At 58.3% G+C, this 18,479-nt stretch carries 17 protein-coding genes; 9 read left to right on the top strand and 8 right to left on the bottom strand.

The window, feature by feature from the left end; all coding sequences use genetic code 11:
- A partial coding sequence (gene csaB, locus IGS51_RS01100; protein WP_297074997.1) for a polysaccharide pyruvyl transferase CsaB occupies positions 1-534 on the bottom strand: 534 nt, incomplete at its 3' end.
- A 126-nt stretch (positions 535-660) separates the two neighbouring features.
- Between csaB and IGS51_RS01095 the strand changes: the two genes are divergently transcribed.
- Positions 661-966: a DUF2499 domain-containing protein gene (locus IGS51_RS01095; protein ID WP_297074996.1), complete on the top strand. Its 306-nt coding sequence runs from the start codon at positions 661-663 to the stop codon at positions 964-966.
- Between the two features lie 181 nt (positions 967-1,147).
- Here the strand turns inward: IGS51_RS01095 and IGS51_RS01090 are convergent, their stop codons facing one another.
- Positions 1,148-1,651, bottom strand: a complete 504-nt coding sequence (locus IGS51_RS01090) for a bifunctional nuclease family protein (protein ID WP_172353928.1) — start codon at positions 1,649-1,651, stop codon at positions 1,148-1,150.
- 865 nt (positions 1,652-2,516) lie between these two features.
- Here IGS51_RS01090 and IGS51_RS01085 point away from each other — a divergent pair.
- Positions 2,517-3,197, top strand: a complete 681-nt coding sequence (locus IGS51_RS01085; protein ID WP_297074992.1) for a riboflavin synthase — start codon at positions 2,517-2,519, stop codon at positions 3,195-3,197.
- Between the two features lie 54 nt (positions 3,198-3,251).
- Here IGS51_RS01085 and proB read toward each other — a convergent pair whose 3' ends face one another.
- A complete protein-coding gene (gene proB, locus IGS51_RS01080; protein ID WP_297074990.1) occupies positions 3,252-4,409 on the bottom strand; it encodes a glutamate 5-kinase in 1,158 nt (385 codons plus the stop codon).
- A gap of 728 nt (positions 4,410-5,137) precedes the next feature.
- Between proB and IGS51_RS01075 the strand changes: the two genes are divergently transcribed.
- The 6 genes from IGS51_RS01075 to IGS51_RS01050 all read left to right on the top strand — a co-directional run bounded on the left by IGS51_RS01075 (position 5,138) and on the right by IGS51_RS01050 (position 11,068).
- The gene (locus tag IGS51_RS01075) at positions 5,138-7,396 is read left to right on the top strand and encodes a hypothetical protein (protein WP_297074988.1); all 2,259 of its coding nucleotides are present in this window, start codon (positions 5,138-5,140) and stop codon (positions 7,394-7,396) included.
- A gap of 165 nt (positions 7,397-7,561) precedes the next feature.
- Positions 7,562-7,777 (top strand): DUF2281 domain-containing protein, encoded by a 216-nt coding sequence (locus tag IGS51_RS01070; RefSeq protein WP_297074986.1) that lies wholly within the window; start codon positions 7,562-7,564, stop codon positions 7,775-7,777.
- Positions 7,777-8,154 (top strand): type II toxin-antitoxin system VapC family toxin, encoded by a 378-nt coding sequence (locus IGS51_RS01065; protein WP_297074985.1) that lies wholly within the window; start codon positions 7,777-7,779, stop codon positions 8,152-8,154. Before IGS51_RS01070 ends, IGS51_RS01065 begins: the two co-directional genes overlap by 1 nt.
- Positions 8,155-8,298: 144 nt before the next feature.
- Complete coding sequence (locus tag IGS51_RS01060) at positions 8,299-9,594, top strand: AI-2E family transporter (RefSeq protein ID WP_297074983.1); 1,296 nt, start codon at positions 8,299-8,301, stop codon at positions 9,592-9,594.
- 167 nt (positions 9,595-9,761) lie between these two features.
- Positions 9,762-10,121 carry a DUF6464 family protein gene (locus IGS51_RS01055; protein WP_297074981.1) on the top strand — a complete coding sequence of 120 codons (360 nt, stop codon included), beginning with the start codon at positions 9,762-9,764 and terminating at the stop codon, positions 10,119-10,121.
- A gap of 80 nt (positions 10,122-10,201) precedes the next feature.
- Positions 10,202-11,068 carry a branched-chain amino acid ABC transporter permease gene (locus IGS51_RS01050; RefSeq protein WP_297074980.1) on the top strand — a complete coding sequence of 289 codons (867 nt, stop codon included), beginning with the start codon at positions 10,202-10,204 and terminating at the stop codon, positions 11,066-11,068.
- A gap of 32 nt (positions 11,069-11,100) precedes the next feature.
- On the opposite strand, the gene IGS51_RS01045 is transcribed toward IGS51_RS01050, so the two are convergent.
- Positions 11,101-12,441 (bottom strand): lysophospholipid acyltransferase family protein, encoded by a 1,341-nt coding sequence (locus tag IGS51_RS01045; protein ID WP_367279224.1) that lies wholly within the window; start codon positions 12,439-12,441, stop codon positions 11,101-11,103.
- A 215-nt stretch (positions 12,442-12,656) separates the two neighbouring features.
- Complete coding sequence (locus IGS51_RS01040; protein ID WP_297074976.1) at positions 12,657-13,415, bottom strand: hypothetical protein; 759 nt, start codon at positions 13,413-13,415, stop codon at positions 12,657-12,659.
- Between the two features lie 596 nt (positions 13,416-14,011).
- On the opposite strand from IGS51_RS01040, the gene IGS51_RS01035 reads away from it, so the two are divergent.
- Entirely contained in the window at positions 14,012-15,703 is a 1,692-nt protein-coding gene (locus IGS51_RS01035; RefSeq protein WP_297074975.1) for a GspE/PulE family protein, read from the top strand.
- A gap of 44 nt (positions 15,704-15,747) precedes the next feature.
- Here IGS51_RS01035 and IGS51_RS01030 read toward each other — a convergent pair whose 3' ends face one another.
- The 3 genes from IGS51_RS01030 to IGS51_RS01020 form a co-directional block, all read right to left on the bottom strand.
- The gene (locus IGS51_RS01030) at positions 15,748-16,872 is read right to left on the bottom strand and encodes a glycosyltransferase family 4 protein (protein ID WP_297074973.1); all 1,125 of its coding nucleotides are present in this window, start codon (positions 16,870-16,872) and stop codon (positions 15,748-15,750) included.
- 20 nt (positions 16,873-16,892) lie between these two features.
- A complete protein-coding gene (locus IGS51_RS01025; protein ID WP_297074972.1) occupies positions 16,893-17,561 on the bottom strand; it encodes a trans-aconitate 2-methyltransferase in 669 nt (222 codons plus the stop codon).
- 80 nt (positions 17,562-17,641) lie between these two features.
- Positions 17,642-18,479, bottom strand: an 838-nt coding sequence (locus tag IGS51_RS01020; protein ID WP_297074970.1) for a glycosyl hydrolase 108 family protein, incomplete at its 5' end; no start/stop codon positions are given.

Raw genomic sequence — 18,479 nt, 5'->3', positions numbered from 1 at the left:
GGCCACTCGCGGCGCGGGCAAATCCCACAGCCCCGGCACCGGGCGACCCTGCAATGCCCACACAGGGTCAGGAGCCAGCGTCACAGGAACCCCCCAGGCGGTGAGCAGTTCCGCAGAGGGGCGATCGCGCACACTCACTCCCTGACACCCGACAAACGCTTGCCGAGCCAGCCACCGACTGGCAGCACGGTGCAGCGGCCCCACGCCCTGGGCCCAGGCAATGGTTTTTAGCCCCATGCGCTGGGCCGTCAGCATCAGCCCGCCATAATACCAGGGATTCAGGGCGCTGGTCGCGTCTTGCATGAGGCTGCCGCCGCCCCAGATAAAGGCATCCGACCGACGGAGTGCTTGCAGAACTTGTGCAGCATTCATGCGATCGCACGCCTCCACCCCAAACCGAGTCGCCGTCTCCGCCGGATTGCCCGACAGCACCAGCGGCGTTACCTGGGGCGGCAGCATTTGCAGCAGCGCCGCCAACAGCGCCTCGTCGCCCCCATTCCCCTTGCCATAGTAGCCACACAAAACCGCCCGCATGGATTGTTTATACTAGACCTTGAACTTCCCTCTTCCCTCTTCGTTCTTCCCTCTTCGTTCTTCTTTTTTCCCTCTTCCCTTCCGTTCCCCCAAAAATCATGCCACGAGTTGTCCCCGGTTCTGCCTATGCACGCCCTCTCAATTCCCACCTGGATCATTCACATTTCAAGCGTGGTGGAATGGATCGCCGCCATCTGGCTGGTCTGGGTCTACGCTGACGTGTCGCAGCAGCCCGCATGGCGATCGCTCTCCTGGGGAATGCTGCCCGTGCTGATTAGCGCCATGTGTGCCTGCACCTGGCACTTTTTCGACAATGCGCCTCAGTTGGAGTGGCTGGTGACGGTGCAGGCGGCGACGACCGTTCTGGGCAATGTTACGCTTTGCATTGCGGGCTGGTGGATCTGGCGATCTACTCGACCTGCCAGGGAATAGAGCAGAAAAATTAGGGCAAGAAAAATCAGGGCAAGAAAAATTAGGGCAAAGAGATTGGGGCAAAGAGATTGAGGCAAAAAAACAAGGGCAAGGGGCGATCGCCCAACTCACCCTCCAGCGCTTTCACCAAAATCCAAAATCTAAAATCCAAAATCCTGAGAGCCGGGGCTATCCCTCACAACTACCCCTCACTACTTTTAGACTGCCCCCGCTGCGTGAAATCCTCTGGGCGCAGGTTCGAGAGAAAGTCGCGGAAAGCCTGACGCTCTGCTTCGTCGGCATCCGTATCCACTGGGTAAGACGCATCCGCCACCACCTCCTCCATCACCCAGATCGGGCTGCGCGTGCGGATGGCAATCACAATGGCATCGCTGGGGCGGGCATCAATTTCCTTTCGCACCTCGCCCTGGCGAATGGTCAAAATCGCGTAAAACGTATTGTCTTGAAGCGAGTGAATCACGACCCGTTCTACCATCAGGTCGCATTCATCTAGAATGTTGACCAGCAAATCGTGGGTGAGGGGACGGGGCGGAGTCTGGTTCTCGATCGCGCTCATGATGGCGCGAGCCTGATCGTGGGCGATATAGATCGGAAGCTGCCGTCGTTCGGATGCGTCTCGCAGCAGCACCAAGGGGCTGCGGGAGGCTGCCTCTAGGGCAATTCCAGCGACTTTCATCTCAATCATTCATCTAGCCTCTAGAATCCGTTCAGCAAAGGGATGGAAAGGCGGGGACTGGAGCTTTGAAACCCTTGAGCTTGATATAGCCTAGCACCAAGCCCAAGGGATCAGGCGGGTTGTTGAGACACGAAATTAGAAGCCAAAACCCAGTCAAAACCAGATCAAAACCTCTAATGTTTAAGATGCCTTCTGAGATGCCTTCGGGCGTTGCAGGAGAATGGTATGACGCATCTTGAGAATTAAGCTCTTGAGACTTAAGCGCTCAGTTCTTAAGCACTCAGTTTGCGATCGCCAGCATCAAAGCAACTTCCCAGATCCTAGCCTCAGTCCAGTATGACAAGATCAGCTAATGAGTTCAATTCGTGAATTCTCAACTCGTGAATTCTCAACTCGTGAATTCTCAACTCGCGAATTCACAATTCGTGAAGTCAATAGTTCAATTCGCTTTTGGGGCTATCCGGTCGGTTTGAGAGTCGGTTTGAGAGTCGGTTTGAGAGTTGGGTTTAAGTCGGGCTTACAGCCGGGTTTGTAACAGTCGGAACCAAAGTATGTCAGCAGATCAGCGCCAGTTTGAGGGAGCCAGAGGTCGCAGAACGGCGGGTTGCAGTATTATTTTAGTTCAAGCGTACCAGGTTTTCCAGGAAAAAATCATCTCCTCAACGGTTGGATTGAACTCCAGTATGCCCTGAAGCACCGACGAATCGACAGCCCCAATGCTGAAGGTTTTCCAAAAAATGTAAGGTTAAGACCGTGCAGATAAAGGCTGGCAGATCAGACTGCACGACGCTTGACAAAGGTGATCCGTTGGCTAAGACTGTCCCGCTCCTCCTGTCCCTTTTCTAACCCGTCCCTTTTTTAAGGAGATGTTGCCGTGTTCACTGGACTGATTCAAACGCTCGGAACCCTGTCTGCTCTCAGCGAGACGGAAGTGCAAGTCACCTGCACCGATGCTCGCCTGCTCCGCGATTTGGAACTGGGGGACAGCGTGGCGGTAGACGGCGTTTGCTTGACGGTGATGCGCTGTTTGGCGGATGGCTTTGTGGCGGCTGTTTCGCCGGAAACGCTCGATCGCACAGCGCTGGGGCGGCGGAATGTCGAAATTCCGGTCAACCTGGAAGCCTCTCTGCGGGTGGGCAGCAAGCTGGGCGGGCATTTTGTGACGGGGCACGTAGACGGGGCGGGCTACTTAGAATCCGCTGTCCCCACGGAAACCTCTTGGGAGATGCGGTTTTCGGTGCGCGATCGCCGCGTGGCCCGCTACATCGTGCCCAAGGGCAGCATCGCGGTTAACGGCATCAGCCTGACGGTGGCCGATTGCGACGCGGCGGGCAGTTGGTTCACCGTGGCAGTGATCCCGCTGACCTATAGCGAAACGAACTTGCAGCACCTCAAACCGGGCGATCGCGTCAATCTGGAAGGCGACATCTTAGGCAAGTACGTAGAAAAGTTTCTCCGGCTGGGAGATGCCACCCCATTCGATGCTGAGGGGACAGAAGATGCGTTACCTGATTCGCTCACGCCTGCTTTTTTGGCAGAACACGGCTACTTATAGCTGGGTGTTTGTGAATAGCCAGCTTGTTCCCAGTTTGAGATGCAGGGGATTGAGCTAATTACTCAGAACCAAGTTGTCGCGATGCACCACGGTTTCTGCGCCTGCATAACCCAGGATTTTGGGAATGTCGTCGGAGTGGCGACCGCGAATTTGCTGGAGTTCGGCGCTGCTGTAGTTGACGATGCCACGGGCGATTTCCTGACCGCTCTGGTCGCAGAGCTGCACTGCGTCCTGGGGCTGAAATTCGCCCTCTACTTCGGCGATGCCTGCCGCTAGCAGCGATCGCCCTGCTTGCCGAATGGCGTTGACTGCGCCTTTGTCTAGATAGAGCTTGCCTGCGGGAACCAATCCGTGGGCGATCCAGCGCTTGCGGGCATTAAAGGGCTGGTCTTCTGGCTCGAACTGAGTGCCGAGGGCGGCTCCGGCGAGGATTTGGGCAATATTGTCGGGCGATCGCCCTTCGGTAATCACCGTCCGCACGCCCGCCGCCGTCGCAATCTTCGCTGCCGAGATTTTCGTCACCATGCCGCCTGTGCCCCAACTCGTGCCGCGATCGCCCACCTCCACCTGTTCTGCCAGCGCGGCGATATCGTCCACCAGGCTGATGGGCTGCGCCTCTGGGTGATAGCGCGGGTCTGCGGAATAGAGCCGATCGACATCTGTCAGCAAAAACAGCCAGTCTGCCTCGACCAGGCTAGCCACCAGCGCCGACAGTGTATCGTTGTCGCCGAACTTGAGTTCCTCGACAGCCAGCGTGTCGTTTTCGTTCACAATCGGGATTACGCCCAGCTTCAGCAATTGCCGAAAGGTGCGGTAGGCATTGACATAGCGGCTACGCTGCACCAGGTCGCTGCGGGTCAGCAAGACCTGGGCAATGGGCTGATCGAGGGAGGAAAAAAAGTCGTCATACACCCGCATCAGCCGCCCCTGCCCTACCGCCGCCACGGCCTGCTTCATGGCGATGGTGCGGGGGCGTTCTGTCATCCGCAGCCGCGCACAGCCCACGCCCACCGCGCCAGAGGAGACGAGGATCACCTGATGCCCCTGTTGCCGCAGTTGACACAGCGCCTCAACCAGCTTGGCAATGGTGGCGATCGCCAGATATCCGGTTTCAGGCTGCGTCAGACTGGAGGTGCCAATTTTCACCACGATTGTCTGCGTTGCAGGCTGGGAAGTGGGCTGGGAACCGGGCTGGGAAACCGTTTGGGTCATGGTTTGAGAACTGCGGGAATAAGAAAAGCTCTATGGAGAAAGGCTGGAAGCGCGATCGCGGAAATTCCATGTCTGAACTCTCCCACAACATTATTCCGTAATCTCAATTCCGTTATGACCTACGCACTTGCGATTAAATTCTCTGGGTTTTGGACGATTTTTCGTAGGCGCAGCCCACGAGAAATCGTCCAACCGCGTAAGTCCTATCCGTAATTCGCAGATCTGGCTCCCCTTCTCCCGACCTGGAAGAAGGGGCTGGGGGATGAGGGCAGATTGAAAGCCGCACACCGCGTTCAATCAAGGTCAATAGATAAAGGTCAATAAAGTCAATAAAAGAGAGCGCCAACTCCCGCATAACTCGGAAACCGACGCTCTGGCTTTAACAACTAGATTTATCGTCCAGGGACTTTATTACGCTGTCCCCGTCTGCTCACTTATTAGATTCACAGGCTTTCTCAGAGTTTCCACGATTTCTAATGTTTTCTTTATATTTCAGATGATGGAGTCAGGTTTCAAGATGTAACAGTTTTGTTACCTCGATCTGGCAAACTTTTTGCGGTGGAGCCGCCAGAGTTCGCTACCATCTACGCAATGCTCTGCGTGCGATGCTCTGCGTGCAATGCTCTCTGGCAACTGCTCTCTGGCAACTGCGTCCGACCGCCTGGGCGATCGCCCAATTTCGAGTCGCTGGCTGTCCCGTCTCTTGAATACCGCTGTAGATATTGCTCATGACGCGAGACTCCTTACCACCGCGTGATTCTGCCTATCGAGACGCGTTTTACATCAACGGCTTTCGCTCGACTGTTCGCCAGCCGCTTCAGTCCAGGGCTGAGTCGCGGATGCTGCCCACTGGGCGCGTGGAAGAGCGGATAGGGGACGATCGCCTGCTGCCAAGTGCGTCCCAGGTTCCAGCGGATCGGCTCACCCCCCGACAGCGTGCCCGCCGCGCCCGCAAAGCTTCCTTAGAAACGGCCGCTTCTCGCCCCACTTCTCGTTCTGCAACGTCGCCTACGACCAAAACTCGCCCTACGGTTCTGGTGTCGCCCGGTCTGCCGCGCCAGCGTCGTCCCCGACGAGGGCGATCGCCTTCGCCGCTCCACGGCCTTTGGCAATGGCTGAATCGTCCTGTGGCGTGGCAGCGCTATCGGCAATTGGGGCGATCGCTGGCATGGTCGCTGCTGTGGGTGCTGACGTTTTGCGGGCTAGCGGGGCTGGGGATTAAGTCGCTGGAGTGGCTGACGCGCCTGCCAGAGCCGCCCAACTGCGCCAAAATTACCTTTGCGGCGGCCGATGCCGAGCGGCTCTTTTGTGCGCGGGAGGCGGCAAAGTCGGGGCATCTCGCCGACCTGACGGCAGCCGTGAATCTGGTGGCTGCTTGGCCGGCCGATCACCCGCTCTATCGGGAAGGGCAGTCGCTATTGGCGGAGTGGTCGGCGCAGATTTTGGACGCGGCCGAGGCGCGACTGGAGAGCAGCGGTGTGCAGGAGGCGCTGTCGGTTGTGCGACACATTCCCTCCAATAGTCCGCTCTATGCCGAAGCGCAGGCGGCGATCGCCCAGTGGCAGGCGCAATGGCAGCAGGGTGAGGCAATTTGGAACCAAGCACAGGAGGCGCTGCGGAACCAGGACTGGAATCTGGCGGCGGAGCAAGTCACCGTGTTGGGGCAGGTCGAAAGCGAATACTGGCGGACGCACCGCATGGAGGCGCTAACCCGGCAGATTTTGCAAGAGCAGACGGCGCACAAGCTGCTGACCCAGGCGCAGCAGGCGGCGGGCGACCAAACTCTTGCCAACCTCCAGGCGGCGATCGCCCTAGTGCAGCAGATCGATCCGCAAACCCTGGCGTGGGAAACGGCTCAGGCTGATTTGCAAGCTTGGAGTGGGGCGCTGCTGGATCTGGCGCTGCGGCAATGGCAGGCGGGCGATCGCAGTGGGGCGTTGGCGCTGGCGCAGCAAGTTCCGCCCGATTTGGTCAATCACCTCACGGGAGAGGGACAAAACCTGCTGCGGCTGGCCCATGCCCAGCGGCTGATTGCTGAACCTGCGGCCCAATGGCTGCCGTCGCTGCGCCAGGTTTGGAGCGTGCGCGAGGCGATCGCCGCCCTCAGCGAGATCCCCGCCAGCAGCGCCTTTTATGCGATCGCTCAGACCGAACTAAACACCCAGCACGCGGTCCTCGACGATCTGCGCCAGTTGCAGACCGCGGGACTGGTGGCCAGCCTGGGCCAGCGCACGACGTTGGACTGGGCCAGCCGCCTCGCTCAGCAGATCGCGCCCGACCGTCCGCGCCGCCTCCAGGCGCAAACCCTGGCCGCCCACTGGCAGCAGGAAACCCAGCGGATTCAGGATATGCCGCAGTTTTTGCAGGCACAAGCCCTGGCCCAGCCAGGACACATTGCCGACCTGCAAGCGGCCATCGCTGCCGCCCGCCAAATTCCCCGCGATCGCGCCCTGTGGACCGAAGCGGAGCAGGCGATCGCCACCTGGAGCCGTCAGATCCAAACCCTGGAAGATCGCCCCATTTTGGAAGAAGCCACCCGCATCGCCCAGAGCGGCGACCTCTCTCGCGCCATCCGCACGGCAGAGAAGATTGGCCGCAATCGCACCCTCCATGCCGAAGCCCAAGCCGCCATCCAAACCTGGAACGCCAAGCTGGAAGAGGTCCGCATTGCCGAAGACCGCAAGCATCTGGACGAAGCCCGCGCCCTAGCCGCCCGCGTGCGCCTGTCGCAGGCCATTGACACTGCTGCCCAGATCGCCCGCGATCGCCCCCTCTATGCCGAAGCCCAAGCCGCGATCGCCCAGTGGCGTGCCCAGCGCGACGAAATCCTGGCTAGCCGCCGCGCCCAGGAAGCCGAAGCCGCCAACAGCGAAGCGACTAGGGACGAAGCCGCCAGAACCGAGTATGCACCAGCCGAAGGGGCGATCGCTCCCGAACCCTATCCTGCTGAACCTGCCTACGTCTACGAAGCACCACCGCCCTACTAGCCAGCCAAGCCTCAGTTTGCAAAAGCGTTGAAATTAGACGACCTTGCAGCCACCTTATTTACCCATTCCCTGATACCCATTTCCTGATGCATAGGTTCTTGATTCATAATTCAAGATAGAAATCGCAACTGTGATTTTGGTCAAAACTCTAGGGAAAGGAGAACCATGCTTCAGTCAGTGATTGCAGAGAAGCTAGAAAAGTTACCTGAACCTTTGCAAACAGAAGTCCTGCACTATATCGAGTTCTTGCTAGATAAATACGTCCCGGACGAGTCTGTGCAGGTTGAACCTAAGAAACGCAAAGCAGGTTTATTGAAAGGGAAGATTTGGATGTCAGATGATTTCGACGCTCCTCTTGAGGACTTAAAGGATTATATGTAATGGTATTGGATACTCATGTCCTTCTTTGGTTCCTGAAAGATGATCCCAAGCTGCCTCCACAAATCAAGCAGATGATTGAGGTCAGTAATGATGTTTTCGTGAGCATTATTGCCCTATGGGGAGTCGCGATAAAACTTTCTATTCGCAAACTGGAATTACGATTTGAGTTTCAAAAACTGACAGATTTTCTAACCGATCTTGATATTAAAATTCTGACGATTTCTTTTGAAGACATCAAGCGATATGTTGATTTGCCGCTTTACCATCGAGATCCGTTTGATCGGATTCTGATTGCCCAATCCATTAACCACGCTATGAGTATTGTCAGCGCTGATTCGGCGTTTGATGCGTATCCGATTCGGCGGTTGTGGGCATGAGCCAATCTGAGCCTTTTTGTAGAGGATCTGTGGCTAAAAATTAAGCTGGTGGTTGGCGGTTTCCATCGGGCGGTTTCCCTTAAGATAATCGCGGAGACCTGCGATCGCACTCAATTCCCTTCATCCGGCGACTAGATAAAGCCCATGAAACTTGGACAATGGATCGGGCTGCTGGCCCTGATTGCCGCCATCTATATTCTCTGGTCGATTCAGCAATTGCTGCTGCTGATGTTTGTCGGCATTGTCTTTGCCACGGCGCTAAATCGGCTGGTGCGCTGGATGGGCAAGTACGGCATTCCCCGTGGGGCTGCGTCGATTTTCTCGATTGTAGGGCTGCTGCTGCTGCTGACCCTGTTTGTGGCGATCATCGTGCCGCCGTTTCTGGATCAGTTTCAACTGCTGACGGAGCTTGTGCCCCAGGGGTTGAACCAGCTTCGGCTGGGGCTGGACTGGCTAGTCGATCGGCTGCCGGGTGGGGCGGCTGATCTAGTGCCCAACTTTAACGAGCTGTTTAACCAGCTCCAGCCGTTTGTGTCGGGGCTGGCAAACAATTTTTTCCGGGCATTTTCTGGATTCTTTAACGTCGGCATTAGCTTCCTGTTTGTGCTGATGCTGACCATTATGCTGCTGCTCAACCCCCACCCCTATCGCCAGGGATTTTTGCGGCTCGTGCCGTCGTTTTATCGCCGCCGCGCCGACGAGATTCTGACGCTGTGCGAAGAAGATTTGGTGGGCTGGATTATTGGCACGCTGATCAACATGGTGGTGATTGCCATCGTTAGCGGCATCGTGCTGCACATTTTGGGCGTGAAGCTGGTGCTGGCCAATGCGCTAGTGGCGGGGCTGATGGAGGCGATTCCCAACCTGGGGCCGGTGCTGAGTACCATTGCGCCCGTGGCGATCGCCCTGATCGATTCCCCTGTCAAGGCGCTGGGCGTGCTGATTGCCTACATTCTGATTCAGCAGTTGGAGCAGTTTCTCTTGGTGCCCGTGGTGATGGGTCAGCAGGTGTCGCTGCTGCCTGCGGTGACGCTCTTGGCGCAGTTTGCCTTTGCGTCCTTCTTTGGGTTTTTGGGTCTGTTTCTGGCGATTCCGCTGGTGATTATCGTCCGCATCTTGCTGCGCGAAGTGGTCATTCGCGATGTGCTGGATCAATGGACGAATCCTGAATTTGAGCATCGGGAGCAAGAAAGCCACTTGTTGGAAAACCAAGAGGGGGCGATCGCTCCTGCGGTCTGCTCATCCGGCTGTTCTACCCATACGCCTCCCCATAGCGCCACCGCCGCCGAGTCTCCAGACGCAACCCACCCGCCCAAGAACCCGCCGAAGAATCCGGCCGATGCGATCGCTGAAACCAGCTACATCGCGGGCAATCCAGGCCGTTCAGACCCTTCGGCGGAGTCTGGCTCCCCAGACGGAAGCTCCGAGCAAAGCAATTAGCCATCTTTTCCCCGGCCTTCCCCAAACCATTTCTCCCGGACTGACTGCCCAAATTTGCCCCAAAACGCCCTAAAACGTTAAAGATGAAATAAGTTGCCGGGGGAGATGGGTATAAATGCGATACCATCTCACATAACTTGCAAACTGTGTAAAGTGCAATACGGTCAATGGAGCAAGAGTCTCTACCCACTGAGGTTATTCTCAGCCACCCGCGCCAGACTATCGGCAGTCTAAAGCTGGACTGGAACCCACAGCCGGGAACCTATCTCGATGTTGCGGGAGAAACCTACGCCGTTCTGGAGCGCCACCACTGCTATCAATACAAGCGGGGTAAATATCGGCTGCACAAGATTGCGCTATACGTGCAGGCGGCTCCCCGACCCGAAGAACGAAGCTGGTTTCAGGGGCGCTGGGTGTTGGGCAATGCCAACTGTGCCTATAGCGCCCATTCTGAACTGGTGCGCTGTGCGGTAAATCCCGATGGGCCGTGTCAGGACTGTCGCTTTTTTGAACCCGCTACCCAGTAGACTCGACAAAGCTCAACAAAGCTCGACAAAGTTCGACAAAGCTCGACAAAACTTCCGGATAAAACTCCCCAACCCGACTCATGGATCAGCAATTGGCGCAGCTTTTGGTAAATGGCGTGGCGATCGGCAGCGTGATTGCACTTGCGGCGGTGGGGCTGACGCTGACCTACGGCATTTTGCGGCTGGCAAACTTTGCCCACGGCGACCTGATGACGCTGGGCGCATACCTGACGCTGACAGTCAATCTCAATGGCGTGAATATCTGGCTGTCGATCTTGATTGGGGCGGTGCTGACGATTGGGGTGGCGTTGCTGTGCGAAAAGCTGCTGTGGTCGCCCATGCGCGATCGCCGCGCCTCGTCTACCACGCTGATTATTATTTCCATCGGGCTGGCGCTGTTTTTGCGAAACGGCATCACGCTGCTGTGGGGGCCTGAAAATCGACGCTATGACCTGCCCGTGGCGACGGCGCTGGATGTGTTTGGCGTGCGAATTGCGCCGACGCGGCTGATTGTGGTGGGGCTGGCCATTTTGGCGATCGCCGCTCTGCACTACCTGCTGCAACATACCAAAATTGGCAAAGCCATGCGGGCCGTCGCTGACAACACCGACCTGGCGCGGGTATCGGGCATCAACGTCGATTGGGTGGTGATTTGGACGTGGGTGCTGGCGGCGGGGCTGACGGCGATCGCCGGGGGCATGTTTGGGCTGATTACGGCTGTACGGCCAAACATGGGCTGGTTTTTGATTATGCCGATGTTTGCCTCGGTGATTTTGGGCGGCATTGGCAATCCTTACGGGGCGATCGCCGGGGCTTACATCATCGGCATCGCGCAGGAACTTAGTACCTACGTTTTGCCCTCGGAATATAAGCTGGGCGTGGCGCTGATGGTGATGATTCTGGTGCTGCTGGTGCGGCCGCAGGGGCTATTTCGCGGCATGATCTGAGTCGATTGACCTGAGTCGATTGACCAGATTGACTATATTAATTGCTCCAGGGCAGTTTGCAGATCTTGCGTGAGTTCCGCAACCGCCTGCTTTGCTGAGGTGTGATCCCGCTGATAGTCCGAATGGCGATCGCTCACACAAATCGGCGTTCCCACCGTCACGCGGCTCTGTCGCCAGCCCAAACGCGGACGGGCTGGTATGTCCTCGCCCTTGATCCTCGCCACCAGGTCAAACATCAGCAAGGTCATTTCAGCAAAGCGCTCCGCTGTGGGCTGTTCCTGGAGATAGTCCGCCGTCACTGCTACAAAGCTTTCCACCAGGCGCATGTGCCGCAGGCGAATTTCGGCTTCCTCCGCGCCCCAATCTGCCAGTCCGCGCTGAAAGGGGGACAGAGCCGCGAAATCTGCGGGCAGGTCTTCTCGATAAATCGCGTTCCAGCCTGCTTCCTCTAGCCGACGACAGCGGTCGATAATCGTGCCCTGCGCCTCCAGCCGAAAGTGTGCCTCGGCAGCGCGAAGGGCGGCATCCAGCAGCGCCTCCAGCCGCCGCATCAGGCGTTGATTTGCGCTCTTGTCTGGCGCTGGCTTGGGATCTGCCTCAGGCGTTAGATACTGCGGATAGAAGCGATGATAAAATCCCTCCATTTCCGTCAGCAAATGATCCGCCAGCCGCAGCACGCGCCGATAGCGAACATCCTCGGTTGGCGTTTCGTCCTGCACCAGCGGCGGCAAGCCCGTGTCCTGCTCCAGCCGACTGAGCAGCCGATCGAGCTTTGGCCAGATGGGGCGGGGATAGGTATAGCGAATGCCAATCGGCACGATGTAGACCTGCTCCGATCGCCCCTTCTTTCGCAAATCCTCCGCGCACCAAAAGCCCAACTGCGCCACGCCGGGTTCTAGCGGGCTGACGACTTCGCTATGCCCGTTGGTTGCGCCTTCGGGGGCGATCGCCAAGGGAAACTGTCCGTTGAGCAATAGCTCCCGCGCTGCCCGCAGACCTGTGCGATCCAGCCGCTTGCCCCGGTGAATGGGGATGCCGCCCAGCCGCGAAAACAGCCAGCCCAGCCAGTCGCCCGCCCAAATGGTCATGCCCCGGTCGTAGACAAAGTGGGAATGCACAGGCGATCGCAGCGGAATGTCATGCTCTCGCGCAGCTTGAGGAACACCGCTGGACAGCAGATACAGCATGGAAAACGGATCGTCTACTTCTGGATGGCGGAATGCCAAGATGAATCGAACTTCACCCGCCTGAAACCGCCTATAGAGCAACGCCAGTTCTTTGGCGTTCACAACCTCGACATGGGAAATTCCCGTCGGCAGCCACGGACGAACACGGAGCCGAAACAAGAGCGGTAATGCCGCTCGCATCGCCATTAGCACCGCTGGATTGAAGCGCTGGGGAATGAACAAAAGCGCCGGAAATGCACGATGTTTTGAACAAGACACGTTCTTTCTGACCTTTGGCTTCTGCGAAGCGCGACGTGAGCTAGGTTAACAATACTGGATCAAAACCGTTGTCAATACAAGGCCCCACGCTTCTGTCAGAAACGGGGGCCTCGAGAGTGTCAGAGAATCAGTCGGCTCAGCGATTAGCGCAGGGCGCTGTTCACGATTTGCCGCAGTTGGGCTTTAATTTCGGCTTCTTTCTGCGCGATGGTTGTGCCCAAGTCAGCGGCTTTTTCTTCCAGTTCCACTTGCTTGAAGTGTTTTGCCTCATTGCCCAGGGTTTCGCCTTTGGTTTTGGCGTTGGCATACCAGGTTTGCGCTGTTTCAATCTGACGCTTCACTTCTTCGTAGCGATCGCCATAGCGCTCTTGCAGACGAGCATCCAGTTCCGCAAGCTGCTGCTTCAGATGGTCATAGCGCTGCTGAAAAATATCAAACACTTCCCGCTCCTTCACTGCGTTTACAACCAGATCAATTAGCACCTTGAAGGGGGTTTTGGTGGTGGCTTCGGCTTCCGGCAGGTCAACGGTTGCCAGGGCCACGGTGACTTCCTCCTCAAACTGGCGATCGGCTTGATCCAGCGTTTGCTGGAGGTCGTTGATCTGGGTCTGGGTCTGGGCGATCGCCTCTCGATGAGATTCGCCAATGCCTTCTACCACGCCTTCCACCGAGGCCGCCATCTCTTCGGTGCGGGTTGTCGCGCGATCGCGCACCACGGCAAACACTGCCGTCAAAGCATCTTTGGCGATCGCCTTCAGTTCGCCTGTCCCTTGAGACACTTCCGCTACCGCTTCTGAAACCGCAGCCTTCACAATCTCCCGAATCCGCTCTGCCCGCAGGCCGCCCTCAGACTTGGCCTTTTGCAAATCTTCCTGAATGCGCTCTTTTACTGAATTTGTCATGGCTTTTCCCAACCAAACGCAACGTCATCATCGGGCAGACGCAAATCCCGCAGTTCTGTACCCAACAGATCCATCCTGGCGCGTTTATGGGCTGAAAGGGCTGATTTTGCGTTAGGGATAGCCCTACTGAGGAGAGGGGGAAAGCCGATGGAGGTTTTGGATTTTGGGGTTTGGATTTTAGCAGGACTTACGCACTGGCGATTAAGTCTTCTGGGTTTTGGACGATTTTTCGCGGGCGCAGCCCGCGAAAAATCGTCCAACTGCGTAAGTCCTATTTGGATTTTGGAGGCGTTTGGCTGGAGCGTTGGCGGGAAAAAGGATTGGGCGCTTGTTCTTTGAGCCGTCAAAGTATTTCTTTACAAAAAATTCTGTTTCCGATTGTGAAAGCTGTATGAAGCTTGCAGTTCCCGTTACATTTTTTCACGCCTGAGCCAAAAAGAAATCTGTGCGGTTCTCTGCTGCGTACTTTGGCGTAGGGCACACAAGTTCAAGCGCATCTGGTTCAAGCGCATCTGGTGAATCAACAGTCACAGCTTGCAATTTCTACTGCAACCTCAACTGCAATCTCAACCAATCTCAACAAGGTGAAAGCGCCCATGCAAAATAGCCAATCGGTCTGGCAACAGCTCAAGCAGCAGCAAATCACCTGTGAGCAGGCGCTCGGTCTGCTGGTCAATCGACAGGGAATCGTAAATTTGCGGCTGCTCGACCCGGAAGTGAGTACGCGCTTTTGGCGAGGGTTTGGCGATTGCACGCAGGCTCCGCCCGTCGTGCCGCTGCTGCTCTGGCGCAATTGCTACTACCTGGGTAGCCCCATCGCGCCAATGCCGGAAGTGGTGCAGCAAATGGGCGATCGCCTCAATGCCAGCATCGAAATCGTCCCCATCGCCGAAAAGAGCTATCGCCAGTGGTATCGCCTGCAAGCCCTCACCGCCAAGCGCATGAGCAAATCGGGCGCGATTCACCTAGGGGCTGGGCAATCGGACACCGAAGACCTGACCGAAGTCGCCGAACTGCACCTGTCGCATGTCAACAACCAGATCGAGCGCATCCGCACGCTGATCGCCAGCGCCCTCCGCAACCGCGCCAGCGACATCCACCTAGAACCCTCTGCCGACGGGCTAGCGGTGCGCTTTCGCATTGATGGCATTTTGCGGCACGTCACCACGCTGCCGCCTGACATCAGCCGCAAGGTCATCGTCGCGCTGAAAGTGATGTGCGAAATGGACATCGCCGAGAGCCGCCGCCCCCAGGACGGGCGCATCAGCGAAAAATACATGGCGGGCCAGCAAGAAGAAGGACTGGATCTGCGCGTCAGCACGCTGCCCTGCATCAGCGGCGTCAAAGGCGAACCCAGCGAAAAGGCGGTGCTGCGGCTCTTGCGTCAGCAAAATACGTTCCAGACCATCGCCGATTTGGGCTTTTCGGAGGCGGCGCGGGAGATTTACGAAAGCTGGCTGCGGGAGCCACAGGGGTTGGTCATCTTCACCGGCCCTACTGGATCGGGCAAAACCAGCACGCTGTATACGAGCCTGCTGGCGATCGCCACCGAATCCGTCAACATCGTCACCGTCGAAGACCCGGTGGAATACGTCCTCCCCGGCATCACGCAAACCCAGGTGCATGAGGCCGCAGGCATGACCTTCGCCGCCGGCCTGCGGGCCATCCTGCGGCAAGACCCCGACATCCTCATGGTGGGCGAAATCCGCGACAGCGAAACGGCAGAAACCGCCGTCCGCTCCGCCCTCACCGGCCACTTGGTTCTCACCACGCTGCACACCAACGATGCCATCGGTGCGATTCCGCGCCTGCAAGACATCGGCCCCGACCCAGGGCTGATCAGCGATGCGCTGCTGGGAATCGTGGCCCAGCGCCTCGTCCGCAAGGTCTGTCCCCACTGCGCCGAACCCCACACGCCCACGCCCGCTGACCTAAAGCTGCTGGGTCTGCGCCCCGACGAGGCCAACTTCCAGGGCTGGCGAAAAGGGCGCGGCTGTGTCCACTGCTTCCAGTCGGGCTATTTGGGGCGCGAAGCGGTGATCGAGCTACTGAACGTAGACGACACCGTGCGCCAGATTATCTACGAGGGCAACCTGACCCAACTGCGCCGCTATCTGGCAGAGAGCCAGTTCGAGTCGTTCCGTGTAGCTGCGATCCAGAAGGTGACGCAGGGCATCACCACGGTCGAAGAGGTGCGGCGGGTGCTGCCCCACAGTGCCTTTTTCCGGTGGGTCACCCAACCCCTGCCGCCGCGTCCGGCTGGTGCGTCGCTGTTGAAAACGGGGTAAAGCGGTGTGGAAAGGGTCAGGAGTCTGGAGTCGGGAGTCTGGAGTCAGGAGTCTGGGGTCAGGAGTTGGTTGAGCGTTTGGGTGAAGGTGTCGCTGCCGAAGCGGGCGATCGCCCTTCGTCTTAGCTCGGCGGGCTGGTAGAGCAGCGGGTTGGGGTAAGCGCCCTGCAAGATCTGGATCAGGGTGTGGGCGATCGCCTCGTGATCTGTTGGGTCTACCAGCGCCCCCAGTTCTCCCTGGACCAGCGCGTCGGTTGCGCCGTCTTGGTTGCCGCCCAGCGCGGGTTTGCCGCAGGCCAGCGCCTCCAAATACACAATCCCAAAGCCTTCGCCCTGGCTGGGCATGGCAAATACGTCGCACAGGTTGTAGTGGTCGCAGAGCGCGGCATCGGGCACAAACCCCGCCAGCGTGACGCAATCTTGCAGCCCCAGTTCTGCAATTCGCGCCTCGATGCGGGGGCGATCGCCGCCTTTGCCCACCAGGACATAATGCACTCGCGGCAGCACTCGATGAATGCGGGGTAGCGCCTCCAGCACTGCGTCATAACCCTTGTGGCGATCGCCGCCCACCAGCCGCGCCACCGTCAGCACGACGGGCTGATCTGGCTGCAACCCGTAGCGCTGGAGTAGGTAATCGGGCTTGGGCGCGGGGCGAAATCGCTGCGCGTCGATCGTGCAAGGCAAAAGGGCAACCCTGGCGGGGTCAAGCTGCTGTTCTCTGAGCAGGCGATCGCGCGTGTAGTCGCTGATGGAAACAATCCGGTCAGCAGCGTGCAGGGCGGCTTTTTGCAGCGGATTTTGCATGTTCCATGCATCAATGCCGTAGGTAAAAATCCAGTAGGGAATGCCCGCCAGTCGCCGCAGCATTAGGGCCACGGGCGCGAAGTGCAGGTGGCCACAGAGAATCAAATCTGGGCGATCGCCCAGCGCCGCCGTTACCAAGCTTGCGGCAAACCCTGGTGTTTTCGCTGCATCGGGCAGTGCCCCAAAATAGCGAAAAGTAAGATTGGATAACTTATCCAGGTCGCCATCTCCCGCCCGATCGCGCTTGTTGAAGACGATCGTGTGGCGATGGGGCTGGCTGGCGATCGCCCGCAGCAGGTCTTGCAAATAGCGCTGGATGCCGCCCTGAAACTCGAACAGATTGGGAACCCAGCAGTGGAGATGCAATTCTCTTTCTGCTTCAGGCTTCACTTGCGGATGACCCAGTGAAAAATGTGCCAGAACTTTGCTTCGCCCAGCGCTGTGGTTCCCGGATGCGCCTCTTCCTCGAATTGCTCGATGGTGAAGGGCTGGAGCAGCGCTTCCGCCTGCGGCCGCGTGAGGTGGGTCATGTGGTCGTAGGCGGCCCAGGAATCGCGATCGCCAAATAGCTGACCACACATCCGCCCGCCGGGTCGCAGCGCGTGGGTTAGCGTTTGCCAGAGGGCAGGAAACTGATCCGGTGGGCAGAAGGGCAGGCAAAAGCTGGCGTTAATCAAGTCTAGATCGGCAGGTAAGATAAGCTGCTCAAACCGCTGTACGCGAGTTTCCAGGCGACGTTCAGCGATCGCCGCCTGAAGCTCTGGGCGCGACTGCAAGCGGGCGATCGCCTCCGATTCCCCATCCATCGCCAACACGCGCCAGCCCCGCCGCACCAGTTCCACCGTGTCGCGTCCTTCGCCACAGCCCAAATCCACCGCATACCCCACAGAGCGTTCATCTCCAGCCTCTTTCGCCTCCGCATCAAACGAACTGAGCGATCGCAGCAGGGTTTCTCGCGGCGGACGACCCGCCATCAGGTCGTAATAGTCGCTCCAAGTGTGGGGACTGTCGGGATGGCTGACGGGCAGCGGGGCAGCGTTGGGCGGGTTGGCCATAGATTTGGAGGATTCAGAGCAAACGGCGTAAACATCCTGGTTATAGCATTGCCGCTGCCCCTGTGATTCTAGGGCTGCTTCTAGATCTGCTTCTGGGGCTGAATATATCTCAGCAGGTCATTGTCCCGATCCAGCCAGCCTTGCAGAAACACGCGCTGGGACGGGTCGCGGGTGACGCGGCGATAGCGATAGTCCATGCGGGCCTGACAAAGCCGCTGGGCTAGCTCATGGTGTGGAGCTGGGGCAATTCCCGTGCGGGTTGCTTCGCGAATCGCCCGCTGGGTGACGGGGCCAAAGACGCGATCCACCCGCAGGCCCAAGATTTCTTGCAAAAACATCGTCGCGCCGCCCACGCCAAAATTAACCGCCGTGTCGAAATGGGCGATCGCCAGCGGCCGCTGCATCATGCTACATTGCGCGGGCTGCCAGTAAAGCTGCTCATAAATGTCCCGCACTTCGTCTTCCATAATCAGCCGCACACTCTGCACCGGCAGCCCTCTGCTCTGGCGATAGGCGCGATAGGTGGCAGTGGTGATGCCAAAATTCGTCTCGCCGCCGCGATCGGCTGGATAGTTCACATAGCCCCCTTCCCACCGCAGCGTAAACCGCAGTGCCTCCTGGAAAATTTGTGCTTCCGTCAGCACGGGGCTGGGCGCAGGGCGAAGGATGGGTTGAGGCGCAGGTTGAGACTCAGGCCGGGGTACAGGCTGGGCGATCGGTGCAGGGCGCGAGGCAGGGATAGGGCTGGGTGCGGGTTGGGCGATCGGTGCAGGGGTTGGATTGGGCGTGGGTTGGGCGATTGGCGCAGGGGTTGGATTGGGTGCGGGCTGGGCGATTGGCGCAGGATGCGAGGCAGGGATAGGGTTGGGCGCAGGCTGGGCGATCGGTGCAGGGGTTGGATTGGGCGCGGGTTGGGCG

The organism is Thermoleptolyngbya sp. M55_K2018_002, assembly GCF_015295965.1.
Lineage (GTDB): Bacteria > Cyanobacteriota > Cyanobacteriia > Elainellales > Elainellaceae > Thermoleptolyngbya > Thermoleptolyngbya sichuanensis.
Note: the sequence above shows the minus strand (reverse complement) of the source record. Positions and strands in the feature narration are given on the sequence as shown.

What these genes read in the sequence shown, in the direction of transcription:
- IGS51_RS01070 (WP_297074986.1), top strand. Translation starts at nt 7,562, where the DNA reads ATGCTTCAGTCAGTGATTGCAGAGAAGCTAGAAAAGTTACCTGAACCT.
- IGS51_RS01095 (WP_297074996.1), top strand. Translation starts at nt 661, where the DNA reads ATGCACGCCCTCTCAATTCCCACCTGGATCATTCACATTTCAAGCGTG.
- IGS51_RS01045 (WP_367279224.1), bottom strand. Translation starts at nt 12,441, where the DNA reads ATGGCGATGCGAGCGGCATTACCGCTCTTGTTTCGGCTCCGTGTTCGT.
- IGS51_RS01035 (WP_297074975.1), top strand. Translation starts at nt 14,012, where the DNA reads ATGCAAAATAGCCAATCGGTCTGGCAACAGCTCAAGCAGCAGCAAATC.
- IGS51_RS01055 (WP_297074981.1), top strand. Translation starts at nt 9,762, where the DNA reads ATGGAGCAAGAGTCTCTACCCACTGAGGTTATTCTCAGCCACCCGCGC.
- IGS51_RS01040 (WP_297074976.1), bottom strand. Translation starts at nt 13,415, where the DNA reads ATGACAAATTCAGTAAAAGAGCGCATTCAGGAAGATTTGCAAAAGGCC.
- IGS51_RS01025 (WP_297074972.1), bottom strand. Translation starts at nt 17,561, where the DNA reads ATGGCCAACCCGCCCAACGCTGCCCCGCTGCCCGTCAGCCATCCCGAC.
- IGS51_RS01050 (WP_297074980.1), top strand. Translation starts at nt 10,202, where the DNA reads ATGGATCAGCAATTGGCGCAGCTTTTGGTAAATGGCGTGGCGATCGGC.
- IGS51_RS01065 (WP_297074985.1), top strand. Translation starts at nt 7,777, where the DNA reads ATGGTATTGGATACTCATGTCCTTCTTTGGTTCCTGAAAGATGATCCC.
- IGS51_RS01060 (WP_297074983.1), top strand. Translation starts at nt 8,299, where the DNA reads ATGAAACTTGGACAATGGATCGGGCTGCTGGCCCTGATTGCCGCCATC.
- IGS51_RS01075 (WP_297074988.1), top strand. Translation starts at nt 5,138, where the DNA reads ATGACGCGAGACTCCTTACCACCGCGTGATTCTGCCTATCGAGACGCG.
- IGS51_RS01090 (WP_172353928.1), bottom strand. Translation starts at nt 1,651, where the DNA reads ATGATTGAGATGAAAGTCGCTGGAATTGCCCTAGAGGCAGCCTCCCGC.
- proB (WP_297074990.1), bottom strand. Translation starts at nt 4,409, where the DNA reads ATGACCCAAACGGTTTCCCAGCCCGGTTCCCAGCCCACTTCCCAGCCT.